This is a genomic window from Clostridioides sp. ZZV14-6153, assembly GCF_020657855.1.
Taxonomy (GTDB): Bacteria; Bacillota; Clostridia; order Peptostreptococcales; family Peptostreptococcaceae; genus Clostridioides.
On sequence record NZ_JAGWCZ010000023.1, the window covers coordinates 1 to 20,416 of the forward strand.

General features: G+C 27.2%; 22 protein-coding genes and 1 other RNA gene. 12 read left to right on the forward strand and 11 right to left on the reverse strand.

Features of this window, described 5'->3' with window-relative positions; translation table 11 throughout:
* Nucleotides 1–529 (reverse strand): RNA-guided endonuclease InsQ/TnpB family protein (locus tag KGF46_RS18210; protein WP_413927286.1); only part of this gene is annotated, 529 nt, incomplete at its 3' end.
* The gene (locus KGF46_RS18215) at nucleotides 492–1,118 is read right to left on the reverse strand and encodes an IS607 family transposase (protein WP_227862224.1); all 627 of its coding nucleotides are present in this window, start codon (nucleotides 1,116–1,118) and stop codon (nucleotides 492–494) included. The genes KGF46_RS18210 and KGF46_RS18215, both read right to left, overlap by 38 nt.
* A gap of 343 nt (nucleotides 1,119–1,461) precedes the next feature.
* Here KGF46_RS18215 and KGF46_RS18220 point away from each other — a divergent pair, with 343 nt between their 5' ends.
* The gene (locus KGF46_RS18220) at nucleotides 1,462–2,550 is read left to right on the forward strand and encodes a rhodanese-like domain-containing protein (protein ID WP_227830268.1); all 1,089 of its coding nucleotides are present in this window, start codon (nucleotides 1,462–1,464) and stop codon (nucleotides 2,548–2,550) included.
* 378 nt (nucleotides 2,551–2,928) lie between these two features.
* On the opposite strand, the gene KGF46_RS18225 is transcribed toward KGF46_RS18220, so the two are convergent.
* The 5 genes from KGF46_RS18225 to KGF46_RS18245 all read right to left on the reverse strand — a co-directional run bounded on the left by KGF46_RS18225 (nucleotide 2,929) and on the right by KGF46_RS18245 (nucleotide 6,141).
* Complete coding sequence (locus tag KGF46_RS18225; RefSeq protein WP_227862225.1) at nucleotides 2,929–3,867, reverse strand: AEC family transporter; 939 nt, start codon at nucleotides 3,865–3,867, stop codon at nucleotides 2,929–2,931.
* A 3-nt stretch (nucleotides 3,868–3,870) separates the two neighbouring features.
* Complete coding sequence (locus KGF46_RS18230; protein WP_227839641.1) at nucleotides 3,871–4,245, reverse strand: VOC family protein; 375 nt, start codon at nucleotides 4,243–4,245, stop codon at nucleotides 3,871–3,873.
* Nucleotides 4,246–4,540: 295 nt separating this feature from the next.
* Nucleotides 4,541–5,038, reverse strand: coding sequence for a YbhB/YbcL family Raf kinase inhibitor-like protein (locus KGF46_RS18235; protein ID WP_227862226.1), 498 nt, complete (start codon nucleotides 5,036–5,038; stop codon nucleotides 4,541–4,543).
* A 111-nt stretch (nucleotides 5,039–5,149) separates the two neighbouring features.
* Nucleotides 5,150–5,509, reverse strand: coding sequence for a winged helix-turn-helix transcriptional regulator (locus KGF46_RS18240; RefSeq protein WP_227830264.1), 360 nt, complete (start codon nucleotides 5,507–5,509; stop codon nucleotides 5,150–5,152).
* A 17-nt stretch (nucleotides 5,510–5,526) separates the two neighbouring features.
* Nucleotides 5,527–6,141, reverse strand: a complete 615-nt coding sequence (locus tag KGF46_RS18245) for a DNA alkylation repair protein (RefSeq protein WP_227830263.1) — start codon at nucleotides 6,139–6,141, stop codon at nucleotides 5,527–5,529.
* Between the two features lie 614 nt (nucleotides 6,142–6,755).
* Between KGF46_RS18245 and rnr the strand changes: the two genes are divergently transcribed.
* The 5 genes from rnr (at nucleotide 6,756) to KGF46_RS18265 (ending at nucleotide 12,401) form a co-directional block, all read left to right on the forward strand.
* Nucleotides 6,756–8,891, forward strand: coding sequence for a ribonuclease R (gene rnr / locus KGF46_RS18250; RefSeq protein ID WP_227830262.1), 2,136 nt, complete (start codon nucleotides 6,756–6,758; stop codon nucleotides 8,889–8,891).
* A gap of 781 nt (nucleotides 8,892–9,672) precedes the next feature.
* On the forward strand, nucleotides 9,673–10,221 hold the full coding sequence (locus tag KGF46_RS20425; protein ID WP_413927287.1) for an ATP-binding cassette domain-containing protein: 549 nt from the start codon (nucleotides 9,673–9,675) through the stop codon (nucleotides 10,219–10,221).
* A 191-nt stretch (nucleotides 10,222–10,412) separates the two neighbouring features.
* Nucleotides 10,413–10,541 carry a hypothetical protein gene (locus tag KGF46_RS20430; protein WP_413927288.1) on the forward strand — a complete coding sequence of 43 codons (129 nt, stop codon included), beginning with the start codon at nucleotides 10,413–10,415 and terminating at the stop codon, nucleotides 10,539–10,541.
* Nucleotides 10,538–11,827, forward strand: a complete 1,290-nt coding sequence (locus KGF46_RS18260) for an ABC transporter permease (RefSeq protein ID WP_227830261.1) — start codon at nucleotides 10,538–10,540, stop codon at nucleotides 11,825–11,827. Before KGF46_RS20430 ends, KGF46_RS18260 begins: the two co-directional genes overlap by 4 nt.
* On the forward strand, nucleotides 11,757–12,401 hold the full coding sequence (locus KGF46_RS18265) for an ABC transporter permease (RefSeq protein ID WP_227862227.1): 645 nt from the start codon (nucleotides 11,757–11,759) through the stop codon (nucleotides 12,399–12,401). The genes KGF46_RS18260 and KGF46_RS18265 overlap by 71 nt, the downstream gene beginning before the upstream one ends.
* A gap of 487 nt (nucleotides 12,402–12,888) precedes the next feature.
* On the opposite strand, the gene KGF46_RS18270 is transcribed toward KGF46_RS18265, so the two are convergent.
* Nucleotides 12,889–13,716: an AIM24 family protein gene (locus tag KGF46_RS18270; protein WP_227830259.1), complete on the reverse strand. Its 828-nt coding sequence runs from the start codon at nucleotides 13,714–13,716 to the stop codon at nucleotides 12,889–12,891.
* 513 nt (nucleotides 13,717–14,229) lie between these two features.
* On the opposite strand from KGF46_RS18270, the gene smpB reads away from it, so the two are divergent.
* The 6 genes from smpB to KGF46_RS18300 all read left to right on the forward strand — a co-directional run bounded on the left by smpB (nucleotide 14,230) and on the right by KGF46_RS18300 (nucleotide 17,169).
* A complete protein-coding gene (gene smpB / locus KGF46_RS18275) occupies nucleotides 14,230–14,685 on the forward strand; it encodes an SsrA-binding protein SmpB (protein WP_054275121.1) in 456 nt (151 codons plus the stop codon).
* Between the two features lie 157 nt (nucleotides 14,686–14,842).
* Nucleotides 14,843–15,192: a transfer-messenger RNA gene (ssrA, locus tag KGF46_RS18280) on the forward strand.
* 315 nt (nucleotides 15,193–15,507) lie between these two features.
* A complete protein-coding gene (locus KGF46_RS18285) occupies nucleotides 15,508–15,723 on the forward strand; it encodes a DUF3791 domain-containing protein (RefSeq protein WP_003433743.1) in 216 nt (71 codons plus the stop codon).
* Nucleotides 15,723–16,202, forward strand: a complete 480-nt coding sequence (locus KGF46_RS18290) for a DUF3990 domain-containing protein (RefSeq protein ID WP_077704544.1) — start codon at nucleotides 15,723–15,725, stop codon at nucleotides 16,200–16,202. The genes KGF46_RS18285 and KGF46_RS18290 overlap by 1 nt, the downstream gene beginning before the upstream one ends.
* Nucleotides 16,203–16,207: 5 nt before the next feature.
* Nucleotides 16,208–16,438: a hypothetical protein gene (locus tag KGF46_RS18295; protein WP_227842936.1), complete on the forward strand. Its 231-nt coding sequence runs from the start codon at nucleotides 16,208–16,210 to the stop codon at nucleotides 16,436–16,438.
* A 230-nt stretch (nucleotides 16,439–16,668) separates the two neighbouring features.
* Nucleotides 16,669–17,169, forward strand: coding sequence for a hypothetical protein (locus tag KGF46_RS18300; protein ID WP_227842937.1), 501 nt, complete (start codon nucleotides 16,669–16,671; stop codon nucleotides 17,167–17,169).
* A 384-nt stretch (nucleotides 17,170–17,553) separates the two neighbouring features.
* Here KGF46_RS18300 and KGF46_RS18305 read toward each other — a convergent pair whose 3' ends face one another.
* The 3 genes from KGF46_RS18305 to KGF46_RS18315 form a co-directional block, all read right to left on the reverse strand.
* Entirely contained in the window at nucleotides 17,554–18,720 is a 1,167-nt protein-coding gene (locus tag KGF46_RS18305; RefSeq protein ID WP_227842938.1) for a site-specific integrase, read from the reverse strand.
* Complete coding sequence (locus KGF46_RS18310) at nucleotides 18,710–19,462, reverse strand: Fic family protein (protein ID WP_227842939.1); 753 nt, start codon at nucleotides 19,460–19,462, stop codon at nucleotides 18,710–18,712. Before KGF46_RS18310 ends, KGF46_RS18305 begins: the two co-directional genes overlap by 11 nt.
* Nucleotides 19,463–19,553: 91 nt before the next feature.
* The gene (locus KGF46_RS18315) at nucleotides 19,554–20,414 is read right to left on the reverse strand and encodes a helix-turn-helix transcriptional regulator (protein WP_021373716.1); all 861 of its coding nucleotides are present in this window, start codon (nucleotides 20,412–20,414) and stop codon (nucleotides 19,554–19,556) included.
* Nucleotides 20,415–20,416 lie beyond the last annotated feature (2 nt).

The window sequence follows — 20,416 nt, forward strand, 5'->3', positions numbered from 1 at the left end:
CATCTTCCTCAACTAATATAGATACATAGTATCTATTAGATTTTTGACTTACTGTACCACTTTTAACTATTGAATTTATTGGTATATATCCAAATTCTTTTAATCTTACCCACCCAAGAGTAGGTATTTTAACTCTATGCCTTTCAATAGTCCAATCAGTCTTATTATTCTTAGGGAAATATGCTTTTACATCTTGATTTTTCTCTTTCTTGAACTTAGGAAAGCCTTTAGCACCTTTAAAAAAGTCTTTAAAGGCTTTATCTCCATTCATAATAGCTTGTTTAGTAGCTTTAGAGGATACATCTTTAATCCATTTCATATCTTTATTATTAGGTACATACTCGTTATTTATCCATTTAGAAAAGTCCATACCACTCACAAATTTTCCTTCTTTTTCATAAATCTCTTTACTATGAGCAATATAGAAGTTGTATATAAACCTTGATACACCAATAGTTTTGTGTATTTTAGATTTTTGTTCATCAGAGGGGTTAATCTCTATCTTGTATGCTCTTTTCAATATCTTCATCCTCTCTAATATTTTTCTTGTATTTTTTTAATCCATATATGCGACAACTAAAAATATGAAGTATTGATATTATATCTTGAACTAATTCTTCCTGAGGTGAAAGACTTTCATTATTTACAACTATAATCTCTACATTGAATTTAGTTAAAAATCTTTCAAACCAATCATATCCGAAACGAATAAATCTATCTTTATGAGTTATGATAATTGTATTTACTTCATTAGTCATACAACTATCAATAAGTTTATTCCATTTTTTGCGATTATAATTTAACCCACTTCCATAATCCTCAATGACTTCATCTACTATTATTCCTTTAGAATTAGCATATTGTCTAAGAAATTCAACTTGATTTTTTAAATCATCTTTTTGATTAGAGGTTGAAACCCTTGTATAAATAACTACTTTTCTATTATCTGTTTCTTTATGTATTCCTGTATATTCTAGATATTGTTCATGAGTGTAATACCTTCTATTCGTAGGCGTTCTAAATGCCTTTAATTTACCATCATTATCCCATCTTTGCAGAGTTATAACTGACATATTTAATAATTCTGCAAATTCTTTAGGTTTATAATGTTTACTCATATAATCACACCTTTCTGTGATTATATTATACTATATTTGATTATATTTAAATATATTTTTATTTTCTAATTACAACTCCTTATTATATTAAATTATAGACAAACTAAAAATATTCTATTGATTTATATTATAATGTTTACTACTCAAATATTATAATATAAATCAATAGAATTTAATAGTAAGACATAAATAGAATGTTGTATAGAAATTTTGTATAAAGGATAAGATGAAGTATAGAAAATTTGTATATCCAATATTATGTATAAGCTGTAGAATTATTGAATAGAAAAAAGCTATATGATATACTTTTTAGGTGAAAACTAGATAAGATGGAGGGAAAAACGTGAAAAAAAGGTTATTAAGTTTACTATTATGTATAGCTATGATTGCGACATTATTAGTTGGGTGTTCAAACAACAATTCAAATGAAGCAAGTAATAAAGATGCTAATGCAGAAAAGGTTACAGCTGACCCAGTTGATACAACAAAAGTATTTGTATCTGCTAAGTGGGTAAAAAGTGTTATTGATGGAAATCAACCAGAGTCTAAAAATTATGTTATAGCAGAAGGCTCATGGGGAGCAACTGAACAAAATGAGGGCTACTTGAAACAGCATATACCAGGAGCTATTCATATTGATACAGACTCTTTAGAATATGATAATGATGAAGGAGTAAAAGACTTTGATAACTACAATATCAAACCAGCAGATGTAGTTGAAAAAGTATTACTTAGCAATGGAATTACATCAGATACAACTGTTATACTATATGGTTCTGATTCAGGAGTAGATAGAATAGCATTCATTTGTCTTTGGGCTGGTGTTAAAAATGTTAAAGTTATGGATGGAAGTATTGAAGCATGGAAAAATGCAAAATATGATGTAGAAAAAGGAGAAGTAGAGCCAAAACCTCAAAAAGAGTTTGGTGTAAAAGTTCCAGCACATCCAGAATATGTAATGGACATAAAAGATGTAGAAAATAAATTAAAAAATGACCCTAACTTTAGATTAGTAAGTATAAGAAGCTTAGAAGAGTTCTCTGGAAAAACGAGTGGATACAATTATATTGATAAAGCTGGAGAGCCAAAGGGTGCTGTATGGGGACGTGCAGGTACTGATGCAAGCAGTATGCAAGATTATATGAATGAAGATGGAAGTTATGTAGATTTTGATAAAGTATTAGGTTATTTTAAAGATATTGATGTAACAAAAGATACAAATACAGCATTTTATTGTGGAACTGGATGGAGAGCAACTATTCCTTGGTTAATGTGCTATGAAAATGGATGGAAAAACATCACTTTATTTGATGGTGGATGGTGGCAATGGCAAACACAACCTAATCTACCAGTACAAGTGGGAAATCCTAAAGATGGGGATGTTAAGTATACAACTGTAGGTGAATTATCAACTGATAAAGCTAAAAAATAATATAAAAAAAGAGGATATATTAATATAGTTTTTATAAGTAATAAGTTATATCCTATTAAAAAAAACTTGAAGTTTTATAAGTTTCAGTAAAGAATACAAGTTTCAATAGAGAATATGAATTTCAATCGAAAAGGGGCTGTTTCAAAATAAAAATTGTACTGCACCCAAATTGTTGGACCAAAAATCTAACGATTGGGGTGCAGTACAAAGCTAATTTTGAGACACCCCCTTTTTTATATTTTTTTGAGTTATGAGTAGTACTTATTTTCTGTATATATTTATTACAATATCAATATATATTTACTATGCTATCAATATATGTTTATTACAATAAAAAAATATATTTGTTATTATACCAACTTATACTATAGGATATTACTAAATAAGATTATTCTGTTTTAAGATAAATATTATTATAAATACTGTAATTATGGAAAATGCAGAAGTAAATACTACAATTTGTCCAGCTAACTCACTATCAGAATTCATCTGTTGAGCCATTGTAAATGAAGAAATAGCAGTTGGAGCAGATAACATTATCATAAGTGAGGCTAATTCGACATTTCTAAATCCAAGGAAAATGCTAATTGGTAAAAATATAGCAGGTATAAGAATAAGTTTTCCACACACACCCAGTATAATTGGTCTTATATGTCCCTTTATAGCAGAAAAGCTAAAAGACCCTCCTAGAATTATAAGTGATAGAGGAGTAGCAATTTTAGAAATATCACCAATAGTTTTATGTAAAAATTCAGGGATGTTAATATTTAAAATAAGCATTATCAATCCTATTACAGAAGCGATTATAAGAGGATTTGTTAAAACACCTTTAATCATGTGCTTTATATTTATTTTACCTCCTCTAAAAATTTCAAGTATTACAACTGATAATACATTGAACATAGGAACAATAACTGCAATTAATAAAGATGTAACGCCAATATTTTTATCACCAAATAGTGAGATTGTTACAGGTATACCAAATATAACAAAGTTACTGCGAAAGATACCTTGTATTAATGCACCTCTTGTTTTATTATCTTTTTCAATTTTAGGTATAATAAAAACTAAGAGTAAAAAGATTGAAAAAATACTTATAACAGCTACAGCCATAAGTTTGAGGTTGAGAGAACCATTTAAATCTGTATTGTATATATTAAAAAATAATAATAATGGCAGGAAAGATTTGAAACAAACATTATTCATTTTATTTAAGGTATGTTCATCAAATAAACCTAATTTTTTCAGAGCATACCCAAGTGACATTGTGAGAAACAAAGGAAGAACGACATTTATAGATAGAATTAAATTTTCCAAAGTTTATTCTCCATAACTTGACAATTCGATTAAATTTCCATCCGGGTCTCTTAAGTAAATAGACTTCATTTTACCAAAGACTCCTGTGCGTTCTACAATTCCTTGCTCAATTTGAATCCCATTTTGTTCTAAGTTTGTTTTTGTCATGTCAATATTAGTATTTATTTCAAAACACAAATCAGCACTACCTGTTTGTACGTTTTTGCTGTGAGGTGTAAGTTCATGACCTTTTAAATGGACATTTATTTTGAAATCTCCAGAGTAAAGTTCATATCTTTCATTTATTTTCTTTAATGTAAAACCAAGTTTTTTATAAAAACTGATACAGTTTTCTATATTATTAGTAGTAATGACCACATGGTCTATTTTTTTTATCATAATAACTCCTCGAAATTTTATATAGATTTATTAACTATGTTGATATTTTCTTTTAATAAGCTGTAAAATAAGATTTAGTAAAATATAAGAAATAATTTAAAATTCATTGATTTAATAGTTAAACAAAATATAAGAAATAATCTGAAATTCATTGATTTAGTAGTTAAACAAAATATAAGAAATAATTTAAATCTATTGAATCAATAATTAATTAAAATAGAAAAATAATTTAATAACAATTAAGCTAATCATTAATTAAGTGAGACAAATTAATGATTAGCTATAGTAAATCTAATTAATTAGAATAACTTCCTTTAAGTGTAAATCTATCTAAAATATGTCCATCCATGGCTTCAAAAAGCTCATTCATATAAAATCCCTTTTCAAGATTAAGAGTAGTATCAAGTGCAAACACATGTATTTCATAAACATGTGGTCTATCTGGAGGAGCCATACCACCATAAACACTAGCTTCTAATCTACCAATATCACCTAATTTACTATGCCAACTAGTAGTTCCTTGAATAAAATCAGTAGCTGTTATGCTTTCATTTTCCTTTAGTTCATCTTTTGTTATATTTGCAGCTAGCCAATGTATCCATGCAAATCCACATACAGGAACTGAATCTTTGTCCTCTAAAAATACAGCAAAGGACACTGTATGCTCTGGAGCATCTTCAAATTTTAGAGGTAATGAATATGTAGGCATACCACCTTTATTAAATTGATTTCCTCTTTTCCCATATTTATCTTCTATAACACCATTTACTATACCTGTACTAGTTACTTTCACAATAATTTACCTCCTAAATATATAATAAATTAATAAAAATTTTCTGTAAGTTTATTATATACTAGTTGTAAATAATGGTAAATTACTTACTTTTTTGTGTGTATTAGTTTATTATAAAATCCCTTTTTCCTCAAGAATATCTTCCATACCATTCTCTAGCATAAAATTAATTCCTATATCTTGCATTATAGCTAAAGCATCTAACATCTGCTTTCCACGAATAGGTGTAAGTGAATATTCAACTTTAAGTGGATATCCTTCATATGTCTTTTTATCAACCAGCCCAAATTCAATCAATTCTTTAAGTTGTTCAAGCAACATTTTTTGGTTGATTCCATTAATCTCTTTTTCTAGTTTTGATAGAGAAGTTGGACCTATACGTAATCTCCATAATATAATAGACTTCCATTTACCTTTTATCATATCATGTGTTAGTTCTAATGGACATGTATATTTTTCACGAAGCTTCAAGTATAGTCACCTCCAATTTATTTTGCAAAAATACGTTTTGAAGCAATATTATATACAAGCTCAACTTTTTTATTTGAAACATCCCATGAGTTTAATTCGTTTTTTACTAAATCTGGATGTTTTTTGCTTATGTCTCTGAGAGCATTTCCAACAGATTTTCTTAAGTATTCACTGTCATCATCTTTCAAACTAGAAAGCAATGATATAGCTACAGTGGGGTTGGTTTTAAAATAGTCTCGGATAGTCCAAACTCTAAGACCCTCTGTCACAGCTCTCTTTATATTTGGATTGTCAGAACTTAACCATTCTTTTATCACAGGAAGTGATTTATCATATCCAACTTCACTACAATAATAATCAAATGATTTAGCTAATATTTCTTGTACTCTCCAGTTTTCATCTTTACTCACATTGTTTTTTAAAAATAATAAGGCTTCAGAAATATGTATTGATATAAAGCCTAATATAAACACTGCTAATTCTCTTACTTGATAGTATTCTGATCTATATAAGTAAATTGATAGATAATAACACTTCTTTGAGTCATTATTTTTTACAATTTTTTTAGCAATGTTTTCAATTTCTTTAAAACCATTTTCTATGGTAATAATTTTTGCAATTACTTCTTCCAAGTATATCTCCTCCAATAAGTAGATTAGTTTAAATTTAATACATTATTCATAATAAAAAAATTTATTTAATTTAGATAAAATAAAGACTTGTCAAAAAACGTTTGCAAGCCCTTAATATTAGAATAAATAAAAAACAATAAAAAATCAACCTAATTTAACATATAAATTTACTTTTATTATGAGTTTTATATTATAAGAAGCTATATTTAAAAAATTAATTGAGTTATATAAATTTAACTTAATTTGAGTATACTAATATAATAAATTATTATATAGTAATACTTAGATGGAATGAATATTTTACCAATTCTATATGATGGTGTATAATTAGGTGATAAAGCAGATGTAATAAGGATATTTTGAGTAAATTACAATTGTGCTTATGATGACTTAAACTATTATTATAGAATTATCATAACTTTTTTAAAGCTTTATTAAGATAATTTCAATTAATATAAAAATATATAATAATTGATTTAACTTGAAACAATAATAAAAGAATATAAAAGACGGTGTGTGAAGATATATGAAAGGTAATATAGAAGATATACAAAGGGTAATATAATAGAAAACTAAAAAAATAATATAACAAGAGAGTAAAATAGGAGGAAAAAATGATACCAGGACTTAAAGAGAGTTTGTTAGGATTAATAAACGAAAGTGCATATAATCCTCTAAAAAAGGAAGAATTAGCAGAAATTTTTGATATACATTCATCAGAAATGCCGATGTTCTATAATTTTTTAGAAGAATTAGAGGAAGATGGTTATATATGTTTTACTAAGAAAGGTAAAATGATATCACCAAATCAAATGGGATATTTTGTTGGTAAATTTACAGCACATAAAAAAGGCTTTGGATTTGTAGAATCTGATGTTGAATACACACAAGATTTATTTATCTCAAGTGACAATATAAATGGAGCTATGCATAATGATAGAGTTATGGCAGAGATAGTTGTACCTGCAACTGAAGAAAAAAGAGCAGAAGGAAGAATCGTAAAAATTATAAAGAGGGAAATAACTAAAATAGTAGGTACTTTTCAATCAAGTAAAACTTTTGGGTTTGTAACACCAGACAATAAAAAATTTACTAAGGATATATATATACCTAAAAGATATTTTAGTGGAGCAGTAGATAATGATAAGGTAGTTTGTGAAATTACAGTATGGCCACAAGAAGATAGAAAACCAGAAGGAAAGATTATAGAAATACTGGGTCAAAAAGGCGAAAGAGGAGTAGAAATAGACTCTATAATAAGAGAACATGGTCTTCCAGAAGAATTTCCTAAGAAGGTATTGCAAGAAGCAGAAGCTGTAGCTGTTGAAATTCCAGAAGAAGAGGTAAAAAGAAGAAGAGATTTAAGAGATTTAAACATATTTACTATAGATGGAGATGACGCAAAAGATTTAGATGATGCTATATCAATAGAGGTATTATCTAATGGAAACTTTAAATTAGGAGTTCATATAGCTGATGTTACACATTATGTAAGAGAAAAAAATAAATTAGATAAAGAAGCTTTAAAAAGGGCTACATCTGTGTACTTAGTAGATAAAGTAATTCCAATGTTGCCAAAGACTCTTTCTAATGGAGTGTGTAGTTTAAATCCATTTGAAGACAAATTAACTCTTTCTATATTTATGGAAATAGACCATAAGGGAAATGTAGTTAAGCATGAAATATGTGAATCTATAATAAATTCAAAAGCTAGAATGACTTATACAGAAGTATCTGATATATTAGAAAAAGATGATGAAAAGCTTAAAAAGACTTTTGAACATGTTGTAGATGATTTTAAGAACTCTGAAACTTTGGCTAGAATTCTTATGTCAAGAAGAGAAAAAAGAGGGGCTATAGACTTTAACTTCCCAGAAGCAAAGATAATTCTAAATGGAAATGGAGAAGTTGCAGATATAAAACCATATGAGAGAAGAATTTCTAATAAAATAATAGAAGAGTTTATGCTTATAAGTAATGAAACAATTGCTGAACATTTTTACTGGATGGGTATACCATTTGTGTATAGAATACATGAAACACCATCTTTAGAAAAAATGGAAGAATTGAGTAAGTTTATATCTACATTTGGATATACAATAAAAGGTGATAAGGAAGAAGTACATCCAAAGGCATTACAAGGAATAATAGAGAAGATAAAAGGCAAAACAGAAGAGGGAGCAATCAGTACCATAATGCTTCGTTCTTTAAAACAGGCTAAGTATTCACCAGAATGTAGTGGTCACTTTGGGTTAGCAGCTAAATTCTATTGTCATTTTACTTCACCAATAAGAAGATATCCTGACCTTCAAATTCATAGAATAATAAAAGAATCTTTAAATAATAAGATAAATGGAAAGAGACAAGAGCAACTTACTACTATAGTAGATTATGCATCTGTTCAATCATCTGAAAAAGAAAGAAAAGCAGAATTGGCGGAAAGAGATGTACATGACTTCTATAAGGCTCTTTACATGAAGGATAAAGTTGGTCAAGAGTTTGAAGGTGTTGTATCTAGTGTGACTTCATTTGGAATATTTGTTGAGCTAGGTAATACTATAGAAGGATTGATAAGACTTGCAAATATGAATGACGACTATTATATCTATGATGAAAGTTCTTATAGTGTGTTAGGTGAGAGAACTAAGAAGTCATATAAAATAGGTGACCTTGTTAAGATAAAGGTTGAAGGTGTAAATGTAGATTTTAAAGAAATTGACTTTGAGATAGTTGAAAAGATTGAAGAATAAATAAAATATAAAGAATAAGGTTTACTATTTGAAAATAAGAGTAAACAGGGAAAAATTAATATCCTAAAATAAGAAAATACAGGAATATTTAAAAGTAGACATGAGAATTTGTAGTGTTTATAGTATGATTAAATGTAGAATCTTTGATAAAAAGTAGATGTTTACAATATTTAGCGAAAAGTATATATTAAAAAAATAGATTTTTTAATAGGAAATAAGTGTATCATTCAGAACTTGAGATACACTTATTTTTTATTTTATATAATTTATATAATTTTGACACTACAACACATGTATTTTACTCAAAAGATAGAACTAATTGATGTAATCTTTGTGTATGTGTGCGTAATAAAATTCTTTGATTCCACATCAGAAATATTACCTTATGCACACTTTAATTTTTAAGAAGTAATGATATTTTTATAAGTAGCTTTTCTTTTCAATACTCTTTGCTATGAGTTGAAATTATAAAAATACTACTTAGGAGGTAAGTAATTATGGGCATGCAATTCAGTTTACTCTGACTGGTTGTCCTTTTGGTGGAGATGATGATAATATCTTTAGACACTTCAATTATTTTTAAATCACTATAGTACAGAAGTCATTAGTATATAAGCACATTTATTTTATTTATTAAGAGAAATTAAAATCTTTAGAAAAAATTTAGAAATTTCTAAATAATATCTTAAGTTTTAGAATCTATTATGGAAATATAATGAAATATAATAAAAAATTCATAAAAATAAAATACTATAAAATGATTTGTGGGGTGTACTTATATATGGAAATGAAAATATCAGTGTCTAATCTCAGCAAGAGGTTTGGTTCAAAAATGGCTCTTGAAAATGTAAACATTGAAATTGATAGTGGAATGTTTGGACTTTTGGGAAGAAATGGAGCAGGAAAAACAACATTTATGCGAATTCTAGCTACTTTGTTATCAAAGACAGATGGTTCAATAGATATGTGTGGGATTCCTATAGAAAAAACGAAAGAAATTAGAAATATGGTTGGTTACCTTCCTCAAGATTTTTCAATGTATCCTAATATGACAGTGTATGGAGCAATGGATTATCTAGCTATTTTATCAAATATACCATCAGGAAAAAGAAGAAAAATTATCAATAAGTTATTAAGCAAAGTAAATCTAACTAATTATCAAAGAGTAAAAGTAAAATCTTTATCTGGAGGTATGAATAGAAGACTTGGAATTGCACAAGCGCTGATTCACAATCCTAAAATTTTAATCGTAGATGAACCAACAGCAGGACTTGACCCAGAAGAACGTATACGAGAAATTTATTATGTGAGATTGCCAATGATAGAATAGTTATATTATCAACACATATTGTAGGGGATATAGAGGCAACATGTGAAAATATAGCTATATTAGATAATGGAAAAGTCATATATAATGGAACAACTGAGGCATTATCAAAACTTGCTGATGGAAAAGTATATAGTGTTGAAGTAGATAAAAAAGACATAGAAAATATAAAAAATAGATTTGTAGTTATATGTATGTTGACTCAAGGTGGAAAAGCTACACTTAGAATCATATCAAAATACAAACCTTTTGAAACAGCAGTAGAATGCAATCCGACTATTGAAGATGGCTATATGCTTATGATGGGAGGAGATAAGATATGAATCTATTTATAAAAGAGTGTAAAAACATATTAAAAAGCACAGTTTATTATGTTTTTATTGTAGTATTGGTAGTTTTCTATATTTCGCAACTTGGAAGTTCAGTTTCAGAAGACGCAAGCAAAAATATTCCTAATGATGGAAATCCATTGGTTGCACCTCAAAGGGTAGAAAATATTGATGAATACTACCTAAAGAACAACCAGTATCCATATGGTCAAAAAGAATCTTTGAAGTCTGATAAAGTGATTCCAAGTGCAACTATAAGTTTGATTAGAGAATATCAAGCAAATTCATATACAACATATCCAATGGGAATTATTAAGCATATAAAATTAAATGAAAGTAAGACCCAAACTATAGAGAAGTATATTGAGGAGATAACTGGTAACAGTATTGACAAAGTAAACTCAATTTGGAAAAGTGGGGAAAATATAGAAGTAAATACTTCTAAATTATCATTTGAAAGATTTCAAGAAGTAATGCAAAGTGTAGATGAAATTTTAGGTGGTGGGTCTGCGTATTCTATTGATAAATTACAAAGATTTGGTATGATTCCAGTTACTTATGAAGAAGCTATGCAAGATTATAACTATACAATACAAAAAGATAAAGTAACTAACGGCTATGCAAGAATTTTTTGTGACTATATAGGTATAATTTTAAGTATATTTCCAGTATTCGTAGCAGTCTTTATGTCAATGAAAGATAGACGTTCAAGAATGATCGAAATTGTCTACTCAAAACAAGCATCAACATCTAAAATAATTTTATCAAGATATTTTGCTCTTGTATTTATGATGATGTTGCCAGTTTTAATTTTAGGAATAAAAGAATTGCTTCCTTTAATTTCATTTGCTAAAGATGAAGGTATTTCTATTGATAATTTAGCATTTGTAAAATATACACTGTGGTGGTTGTTACCAACCCTTATGATAGTTACAGCTGTAGGAGTGAGTCTGACTGTATTAACAGACACACCAGTAGCAATTATTGTTCAATTAATTTGGTGGTTTTACAGTATAAACTCTATAGGTCTTGAAGGAGATTATCCATCAATGGGACTAATGATAAGACATAATAATGTACTAAATGGAACTATTATAGCAGAAAACTTTAATTCTATTATGAGTAATAGACTTTTAATGGGATTAGGAGCTTTAATAATTGTCTTTTTAACTACATTCTTATATGAACAAAAAAGAAGGGGGAATCTTAATGTTGGTTCAAAGTTTTCAAAATTATTTAGTTTTAATAAAAGAAAACTTCAAATTAAGCACTCTAATTAATCTAATATGTTCAATTGGGATGTTATGTTTGATTCCATTTATACAAGGGGTAGCAAATTTAGATAGTGTTTCAGCAGCTATATGTCTTGAAAACTATGTTGTAATAGTGGGAATAATAATACTAGTTCCTACATTTTACTTAGAGCAATCAAAGGAAATTGATGAGATAGTATCATCAAAATCAGTATCTCAAGTAGTTATACAATTAATAAGAATAATAATGTCAATTATAAGTATGCTTGTGTTAATTACTGGATTTGTTCTGGTTTTAAAACATCTTGGAGGCAATTTCCCTATATTTAAATATATTGTGGGGAGTTTTGCATCAGCTATGTTTATCGGAAGTTTAGGTATGTTATTTTCAAACTTATTTAATAATACTATTATAGGATATATGGTATCTATAGGATATTTAATTTTAAATATGATGACTAGAGATAAGTACGTCGGAAATTTCTTTATAATGTCTATGAGTCGAGGTAGCTTTGATGAAAAGTATTGGTTGATATGTGGAAGTATTGTGTTGATAATTGTGTCTCTTTTGATAAAGCCAATAAAAAGAAAGATTGGTTAGTTAGATTAAAATTGTTTACTGTAGGCAAATTAAATAGAGTAATATAAAAGTTGTTTATTGCAGGTAAACTAAGTATACTAATATAAAAATTGTTTATTGTAGTAAAACTAAATAGATTAATAATAGGCATTTTTAGGTTAATAATTAGAACTATAATAAAAGTTATTAGATTTATAATATATGCTATCAATAATTTTATGTAATATGGATTTATTGATAATTGAATGCAGATAAGATTTGAATTAGTGCATTAGGTAAAATAAATATATCTTTAAATATGAATTTATATTTATAAAAGAGGCTATTAGTAGATTTGAGGCTGTAAGTAGATTTGTGTAGAAACAAATTTACCTACAGCCTTTTTATATTTACACTGATATCTTTATATTATAAAATATATATATTTACTAAATTTTATCTAAAGATGTCAAAAGTATATTTTATATTAACTTTATATGAATGGGTTTATAAAATTTTCATAAAATTTCTATTTTTGCTTAGAAACCTTATTATTCATATTATCATTAGTAGGCATGGCTCCAAAGCTTAGTTTTTCGTACATTACTTGAGTAGGAGCTAACCAAACTGTACCATTTCCAGTAAATGTATTTAAGAAACCTTCACCATTTAAAGCAGAACCAATTAAAGATTTATCTGACTTTGTAACAGAAAAATTAACTCCAGATGTTCTTGCTATTGCAAAGTTACCATCTACTTTTAATTCTTCTCCATTACTCAATTCATACTCTATAATTTCACTTTGAGGTACAACACATTCTAGAACAACTACACCAGTACCACTTAACTCTATTTGGAAGAAACCTTCACCACCAAGTAAAGCAGAAGAGAAGTTTTTTTGTGTAAATGCCTTTACTTCTATAGTGTCAGAGCAACAATAGAACAGACCTTTATCGACGATTATAGAATCATTATCAAGGTTCATAAATAAATAATGTCTAAAAGAAGGCTCTAAATAAACTTCGCCAGTACCTTTATATGTAGGTTTCATCATTGACTCATTAGTAAGTGCTCCTGATATTCCTTTCTTGAAAAGACCTCCAACACCACCAATTTTAGTTTCAGAAGATATCTTTCCTTTATAATAGTACAATGCACCAGCTTCTGTTTTTATTGATGAGTTATTTAATTTTATCTTAATTTGTCTAGCTTTCAAGCCAGCCTCTCTAGCAAAATATAATCCCATTGCCATCATTGGGCTAGAAGCTCCTTCAAGTTTTTCAAATTCTAATATTTCAAATTCACTTCGACCATCTGATGTATTTTCTAAAATTTTTACTTTTTTGCTTAAATCCATACAAATTTCTCCCTACTATATTAAAATTTATCTCTAAAATATTATAAGATATAACTATATATTACATTTTTTTTGGAAAATTGGCTACTTTATCATCAAAGTTTTACATAGATATTAAGAAATTTTAAGAATATTTATAATTGAAGTATACTATTTGAGTATGTATTTTGAGTAGTATTTATAATTTGTGGGTATTATATTTTATGAGAGTGTTAAAAGCTAAAAGCGAAAAATAGGTATTGGAGTATTAAAATTTTTGTTTTGAGTTTGATAGATTATTTTTAGTAATTGATTTTGACTTTGCACTAAATATAGTTGATGCAATTTCCTACAATATATTGTTACATTATTTATCATATCTTGTTCAATTAGTTTAATGTATGTGTTGTCATATTGACTAAAGGTCTTTAATATGTTATCATACAGGGTAGTCAAAAGATTTATATATATGAAATATTTAGCAAATTCTTAGTGTGTATTAAAGAAATTTCTAGCAAAGAAGGTGAGATTTATATGGCTGGTAAAAAAATATTAGCAACAAACAAAAGAGCAAGACATGAATATTTTATAGAGGAAACATATGAATGTGGAATTGAATTAAAAGGAACAGAAGTAAAATCAATAAGACAAGGTAAAGTTAACCTAAGTGATGGATTTGCATCTGTAGATAACAGTGAAGTATTTTTAAAACAAGTTCATATAAGTCCATATGAGCAAGGAAATATATTTAATGTTGACCCTCTAAGAGTGAGAAAATTATTGCTTCACAAGCATGAGATAAGAAAGCTTATTGGAGCAACTACTATAAAGGGGTATTCACTTATACCACTTAGTTTATATTTAAAAAATGGTAAAGTTAAAGTAGAGATTGCTTTAGCGAAAGGTAAGAAGTTATATGATAAGCGTCAAGATATGGCTAAGAAAGATGCCCAAAGACGTATAGAAAGAGAAATGACAGGGAAATATTAAACTAGTTAAAATTGTATTTTTTAGAATAAAATTCTTTATTATCTAGAACATAACATTGATTTTTATTCTTAAAAGTATTATATTATATATACATTAAAAATTTAATAAAAATGGTGATAAAGTTTGCGAAGAGTCTAATGGACTATAAACTACTCAAGGGGGCGTAAAGGTTTCGACGTGGGTTTGGAACTTGAGGCTGCGTGTCGTGTTACTCTGGGTCACGTAAAAACTGGGGAACTTTAAAATAAACGCAGACGATAATTTCGCGATAGCAGCCTAGTTGCTGCTCGTCCCTCTTAGCCCTCCTGCCGGCTAAGACTGGACGTCATTATGCAGGGAACTACTTTGAGGGTGTCTCGACTTAGGGTAGATTAATTGGGACTGGCTAAGCATAGAGCCTGCCACTTGGCGTTATGTGAGGCGAGATACTAGTAAAGTTGGCTACACATGTAGATGCAGCGAGGAAAAGATTTGCGGACAGGGGTTCGACTCCCCTCGTCTCCACCAATTTTGAAAAAAGAATGATGAAATACTTGGAAATACTAGTCTTTATTGACTAGTATTTTTTATTTTGGAGATAAAATCCACCAACCGTACCCCAACCACAGAAAATGAGGTTTTTTTGAGGGTATATTGGGGTGCATTTAGGTTGTATAAAAAGTTTTTATTTGTTTATTATTTTATTTGTTTATTATGATAATAGGTAACATAGAATTTTAATATCTACTTTATGATATAATATTTTTATAAATGTAAGATAGTTTAAGTTGTTAATTAGTAAAAATATATATTATATAAGCTTGATAGGAGTTGAGGTTTGTAATGGATGAAAGAAAACTAGAATTTTCTATTTTTTGCATTGAAGCTTTAGCAGAAAAATTGAATATAGATTCAGAAGGAGTTTATAAACTTCTTAAACATGATACTGATATTTTAGATAACTATATAATACCTTGCTATGAAGCACTACATTCTCAAAGTAAAGGTTACATAGTGGAAGATTTAATGCAAGTACTTAAAGAAAAGGGTGTGATATAATGATTGTATATCATGGTTCATATTGTGTAGTAAAAATGCCTAATATTACCTTTTCAAGAGATTCTTTAGATTTTGGAAAAGGATTCTATGTAACGAGTATAAAGACACAAGCAATTAACTGGACAGAGCGTTTTAAAAAAAGAGGTAAAAAAGCATATTTAAATAGTTATTCTTTAGATATTGATAAATTAAAAGAAAACTGCAAGGTAAAAATCTTCAATAGTTATAATTTAGAATGGCTTGATTTTATAATAGAATGTAGAAATATGAGTGATATATATATGAAATATGACATTATAATAGGTGGTATTGCTGATGATAAGATTTACAATACAATAGAACTGTATCAAGATAATCTCATTGAAAAAGATGAAGCTTTAAAAAGATTAAAATACTATAAACCAAATGAACAAATATGTATAACCAATCAAAATGTAATAGATAAATATTTAAAGTTTAGGTATGAAGAGGAGGTATAGTGATTATGGAAGCAAATAAAACATTATTACAAATACTATATAAAAAAATCATATTAGAATTTTCTAAGCAAACAGGCAAGAGCTTGGAAGAAAGTATGGATTATTTATATACTTCTGAAACATATAAACTTATAAGTGAAGGTGTGGCAGATATGCACTGTAAGGGTCATATATACTTGGCTCAAGAATTAATGTTAGAAAATGGATTAATATACCATAAAGGCTACCCAAGATAAACAGTTAAAATGATGTTATAAGAGAAGAAGGATATAATTAGTTTTTACCTGAATAATTATATTTATTATTATGGTCTAATAAAACATATTTTTTAAAAAGTGAATGGAATTCTCATTAATCTGAATTAATGAATTTTATAAATTGTCGATTAGTATAATTAAAATGTGTAAGTAAAAGTATGCATATTAAGATTAATTATTAATTATTTAAAATGTGATTGGAGAAGTGCATGGAATATTTAAAAAATATTGTTGAAAACGTAGTTTCATCTAAAATTTATACTATGGTATATATAGGCTTACTGTTTTTTAACTTAATTCAAGGTAGGTTCTGTAGTATATATGTAACTAAATATATAAATAAAATTATGTCCACAAGATACCAAATAGTAGAAGATATAAAAAAAATATTGATTGAAGAATTAGAAGTAAAGGAGATTTATATTGAATATTATGATTGCTATATAAAATCTTGGACTTACTTCATATTATTTTTTGTTTCTATAATTCAATTAATAGGATTGTTTATATTTGAGGGGAGAGATACAATAAGTATAAATGTATGCTTGTTAACTTCAGTTATAGCATTAATGGAATGTCGTGATAATAAAAGGGTATTTAAAAGAATGGGAAAAGAAATTGATAGTAAAATTGAAAAATTAATAACCGATTTTTCTGAGATTAACGAAATAGAAATAAAAGATGCTATTAAAAATTCTAATTTTGACTAATTAACATTCACTTCTTCTATGATAAAATTTAAAAATAGTACCTAATCCATATAAAAATATGTTTTAATACAAAAAGTAAATTAAAATATCAACAAATAAATAGTCTATAGATTTATGTAATTATTAAAAAAGTGTTTTTATATTAAGTATATAATATATGATTACTGTAAAAAATAATTTAGAAGAATATATTAAATAAAAAACTTAATGATATGTGTATTCTGATATTTATATAAAAATGCTATATTATTAATAAAGAAGTGATTAAATTTAATTTTAAACAAGGGTATAAAAAATATATTATTAATAGTAATTATGATAATTTTATTATTACAATAAGAGTGAATTATTTTTATGAATAGAAGCTAAGATTATTCTTAGCTTCTAAAATGAAAATATTTTATCCAACTTTTCTACAGCTTCAACTTTCTTATCTTCCATAACTTGAGTATATATATTTAAAGTTATTGATATATCATAATGACCCATTAAAACTTGTACAGTTTTAGGAGGGACATCATTCTCAAAAAGTCTAGTCGCATAAGTTTTCCTAAGACCATGAAACTTTATAGGCTCTATATCTAAGCTATTTAATATAGACTTTAAATTCCTTAATGGTCTTTTATCATCTATAGGGGTGCCTAATTCATTGCAAAATACATAATTATTATTTATATACAATTCTCCAGCCTTTAATATATCCGAATTTTGATTTACTTTATGCTCTTTCAATTTATTTAAAACATCTTTTGGAATAGGTACAGTTCTGTAAGAATTTGATGTCTTTGGCTCTTGCTCTAATACTTTAAGCTCTCTATTTCCAGTTTTATCTATAAAATATGTTCTTTGAAGAGTTCTTTTAACTGTTAAATTAGACTTTTTAAAATCAATATCAAACCATTTAAGTCCTAATAATTCTCCTAATCTAAGTCCAGTACCAAGAGCAAGTAAAAATAATATCTCTAATTTATGACCATCTATAGCTTTTATAAAACTCTTTTGTTGTTCAAGAGTCAATATTTCAAGCTTATTTTCCTTTTTTTCAACTGGTATATTTACCATAGTACAATAATTACGTTGTATAAGACCTTGTTTTTCAGCTTCTGATAAGCAGGTTTTCAGTTTAGTGTTTATTTGTCTTATAGTAGGTATACTTTTATTGGAATCAAGCAATCTATTGTAATATTTTTGTATGTGAGATACTCTTAAGTCCTTTAATTTAACATTGCCTAAATCAGTATCTTTAATATAATTACGATAGATGCTTTCATATCTTTCAAATGACTTAGGTTTTAAATCTTTTATTCTATATTCAAATAACCAATTGTAAAACCAATGCTCTAAAGTTATTTTATCATCTGAAATATCAGAGCTTAAATAATATTGTTTTTTATAAGCATCAAGTTTATCTTTAACTTCCTTTTGAGTCTTACCATAAAATTCTTTTCTTATTGGTTTACCATCTTCATTATAGCCAATCATTATACGGGAACGCCAACCATCTTTATATTTTCCGATAGAGCCTTCTCCATTAGCTCTTTTAGTTGCCATTTTTAAACAGCTCCTTATATGATTTATAGTTATATCCATCAAAAAATGTAATACATTTCTCTAATAAGAATTTTATAACTTCATCAGCTTCTAGTGTTTCATAGAAGTTTAGCATTAATGTGTTGTATTCTTGTTTATGTTTAGCTGGTATTGATAGAACTCCTATATCATTACTTATAAGTATTAGGTTTGAGGTAAGTCTAGCAGTTCTTTTGTTGCCATCATAGAAGAATTGGCAATAGGACAACCATAAATTTATTATTATAGCCTTTTCTAAGGGGTTAGTTATTTTATTTATGATATTTATGTCACTTGCAAATAAATCATTTAATAGAGTGGCTTCTATGCACTCATATTGAGTAGTACCAGCTATACCTATGTTACCATTTCTAAAATCTCCAACGATTAGAGCTTCATCTTTTGCAACTATTTTATGTATAGAGCAAATTGTATCTTTATTTAAAGATAAGTTTTCTTTGTTACTTAATTTTATTACATAATCCCATGATGATTTTATATTTAGTATTTGATTTTGGTCACTTAATTTATGCCCACCTACTGTTATACCATCAAGTAATGTTTGTACTTCTGGGAATGTAAAGGGGTTATTTTCTAGATTACCCATATCATATACAAATTCACTTATCATTCTTCTAATGTATGTTAAAGTATATTTTTTATCTCCATGAGGTAGATTAGTAGGGAATTTATGTGTGTATTTTGGTATATATGATTTATTCATGATTTTAGCTCCTTTCATATCTAATTTTTATTTATTAACTATGAATGTATAAAAGTTAATAGGTAAACCTATATTTTGAAAATATGCAATACTAATATTCTTCATCCTCATCTTCAATAAGACCATTAGAGTTTTCTTGTATAAAATTTTCAACAAGACCATTTATCACCCAATTTAGATTTTTGGAGAAGTCTTTGAAGTCAGAGAAGCTTAAGCTAATTGGTTTTATTGTATCTGCATTATCTGCAATTTCAAACTTTGTCTTATAATCTGTTTTTACATCATAACCATAATTTTTTAATATATGAATTACTAAATCAAATTCTGACTTATCTATATAATAAGAAACTGGAGTATTATCTATGTTAATATCTTTATTTATAAAATCGATAAGAAAGTTATCTATAATATATCCAGTCTGGGGATTTCTATAGAGGATTGTTTGGTTATCTATTTTTATCTCTTCTAATGGAAATCCAAATAAGTCTTCAATCTTAGTATAAGTAGCAAGTGCTATTTTTTTTAATATTTCAATTCTAGGCATTTTTGTTCCATTCTCATAATTTATAATTTCATTCTCAGAACAATTTATTTTTTCTGAGAGTTCTTTGAGAGATATATTATTTATATTTCTAAATTTGCTTATATTATTTCCGATGAGTTTTGCTGAGTAATTATCAAATGTTTTTACAACTAAATCCAATTCTTTTAAATTAGTATAATTATTTGTTGAAGTATCTAAATCACTTTCATCAATAATAAGCCTATTTATAGGAATTGATAATGCAGTAGATATTTTTTTTATCATATCTAAACTAGGCTTTCTTTGGCCTTGCTCATATTTAGCTACAGCATAAACTGAGCAACCAATCTTATTAGCTAACTCATCCCTTGACATATTTATAGATTTTCTATATTGTTTAATCTTTTTTCCAATTGTATTATCTATCATAA

Bases quoted from the DNA above. Each gene is read 5' to 3' on its own strand.
- KGF46_RS18215 (WP_227862224.1), bottom strand. From the start codon at position 1,118: ATGAGTAAACATTATAAACCTAAAGAATTTGCAGAATTATTAAATATG.
- KGF46_RS18230 (WP_227839641.1), bottom strand. From the start codon at position 4,245: ATGATAAAAAAAATAGACCATGTGGTCATTACTACTAATAATATAGAA.
- rnr (WP_227830262.1), top strand. From the start codon at position 6,756: ATGATACCAGGACTTAAAGAGAGTTTGTTAGGATTAATAAACGAAAGT.
- KGF46_RS20425 (WP_413927287.1), top strand. From the start codon at position 9,673: ATGGAAATGAAAATATCAGTGTCTAATCTCAGCAAGAGGTTTGGTTCA.
- KGF46_RS20430 (WP_413927288.1), top strand. From the start codon at position 10,413: ATGTTGACTCAAGGTGGAAAAGCTACACTTAGAATCATATCAAAATAC.
- KGF46_RS18260 (WP_227830261.1), top strand. From the start codon at position 10,538: ATGAATCTATTTATAAAAGAGTGTAAAAACATATTAAAAAGCACAGTT.
- KGF46_RS18265 (WP_227862227.1), top strand. From the start codon at position 11,757: ATGTTGGTTCAAAGTTTTCAAAATTATTTAGTTTTAATAAAAGAAAAC.
- KGF46_RS18270 (WP_227830259.1), bottom strand. From the start codon at position 13,716: ATGGATTTAAGCAAAAAAGTAAAAATTTTAGAAAATACATCAGATGGT.
- smpB (WP_054275121.1), top strand. From the start codon at position 14,230: ATGGCTGGTAAAAAAATATTAGCAACAAACAAAAGAGCAAGACATGAA.
- KGF46_RS18285 (WP_003433743.1), top strand. From the start codon at position 15,508: ATGGATGAAAGAAAACTAGAATTTTCTATTTTTTGCATTGAAGCTTTA.
- KGF46_RS18290 (WP_077704544.1), top strand. From the start codon at position 15,723: ATGATTGTATATCATGGTTCATATTGTGTAGTAAAAATGCCTAATATT.
- KGF46_RS18295 (WP_227842936.1), top strand. From the start codon at position 16,208: ATGGAAGCAAATAAAACATTATTACAAATACTATATAAAAAAATCATA.
- KGF46_RS18300 (WP_227842937.1), top strand. From the start codon at position 16,669: ATGGAATATTTAAAAAATATTGTTGAAAACGTAGTTTCATCTAAAATT.
- KGF46_RS18305 (WP_227842938.1), bottom strand. From the start codon at position 18,720: ATGGCAACTAAAAGAGCTAATGGAGAAGGCTCTATCGGAAAATATAAA.
- KGF46_RS18310 (WP_227842939.1), bottom strand. From the start codon at position 19,462: ATGAATAAATCATATATACCAAAATACACACATAAATTCCCTACTAAT.
- KGF46_RS18315 (WP_021373716.1), bottom strand. From the start codon at position 20,414: ATGATAGATAATACAATTGGAAAAAAGATTAAACAATATAGAAAATCT.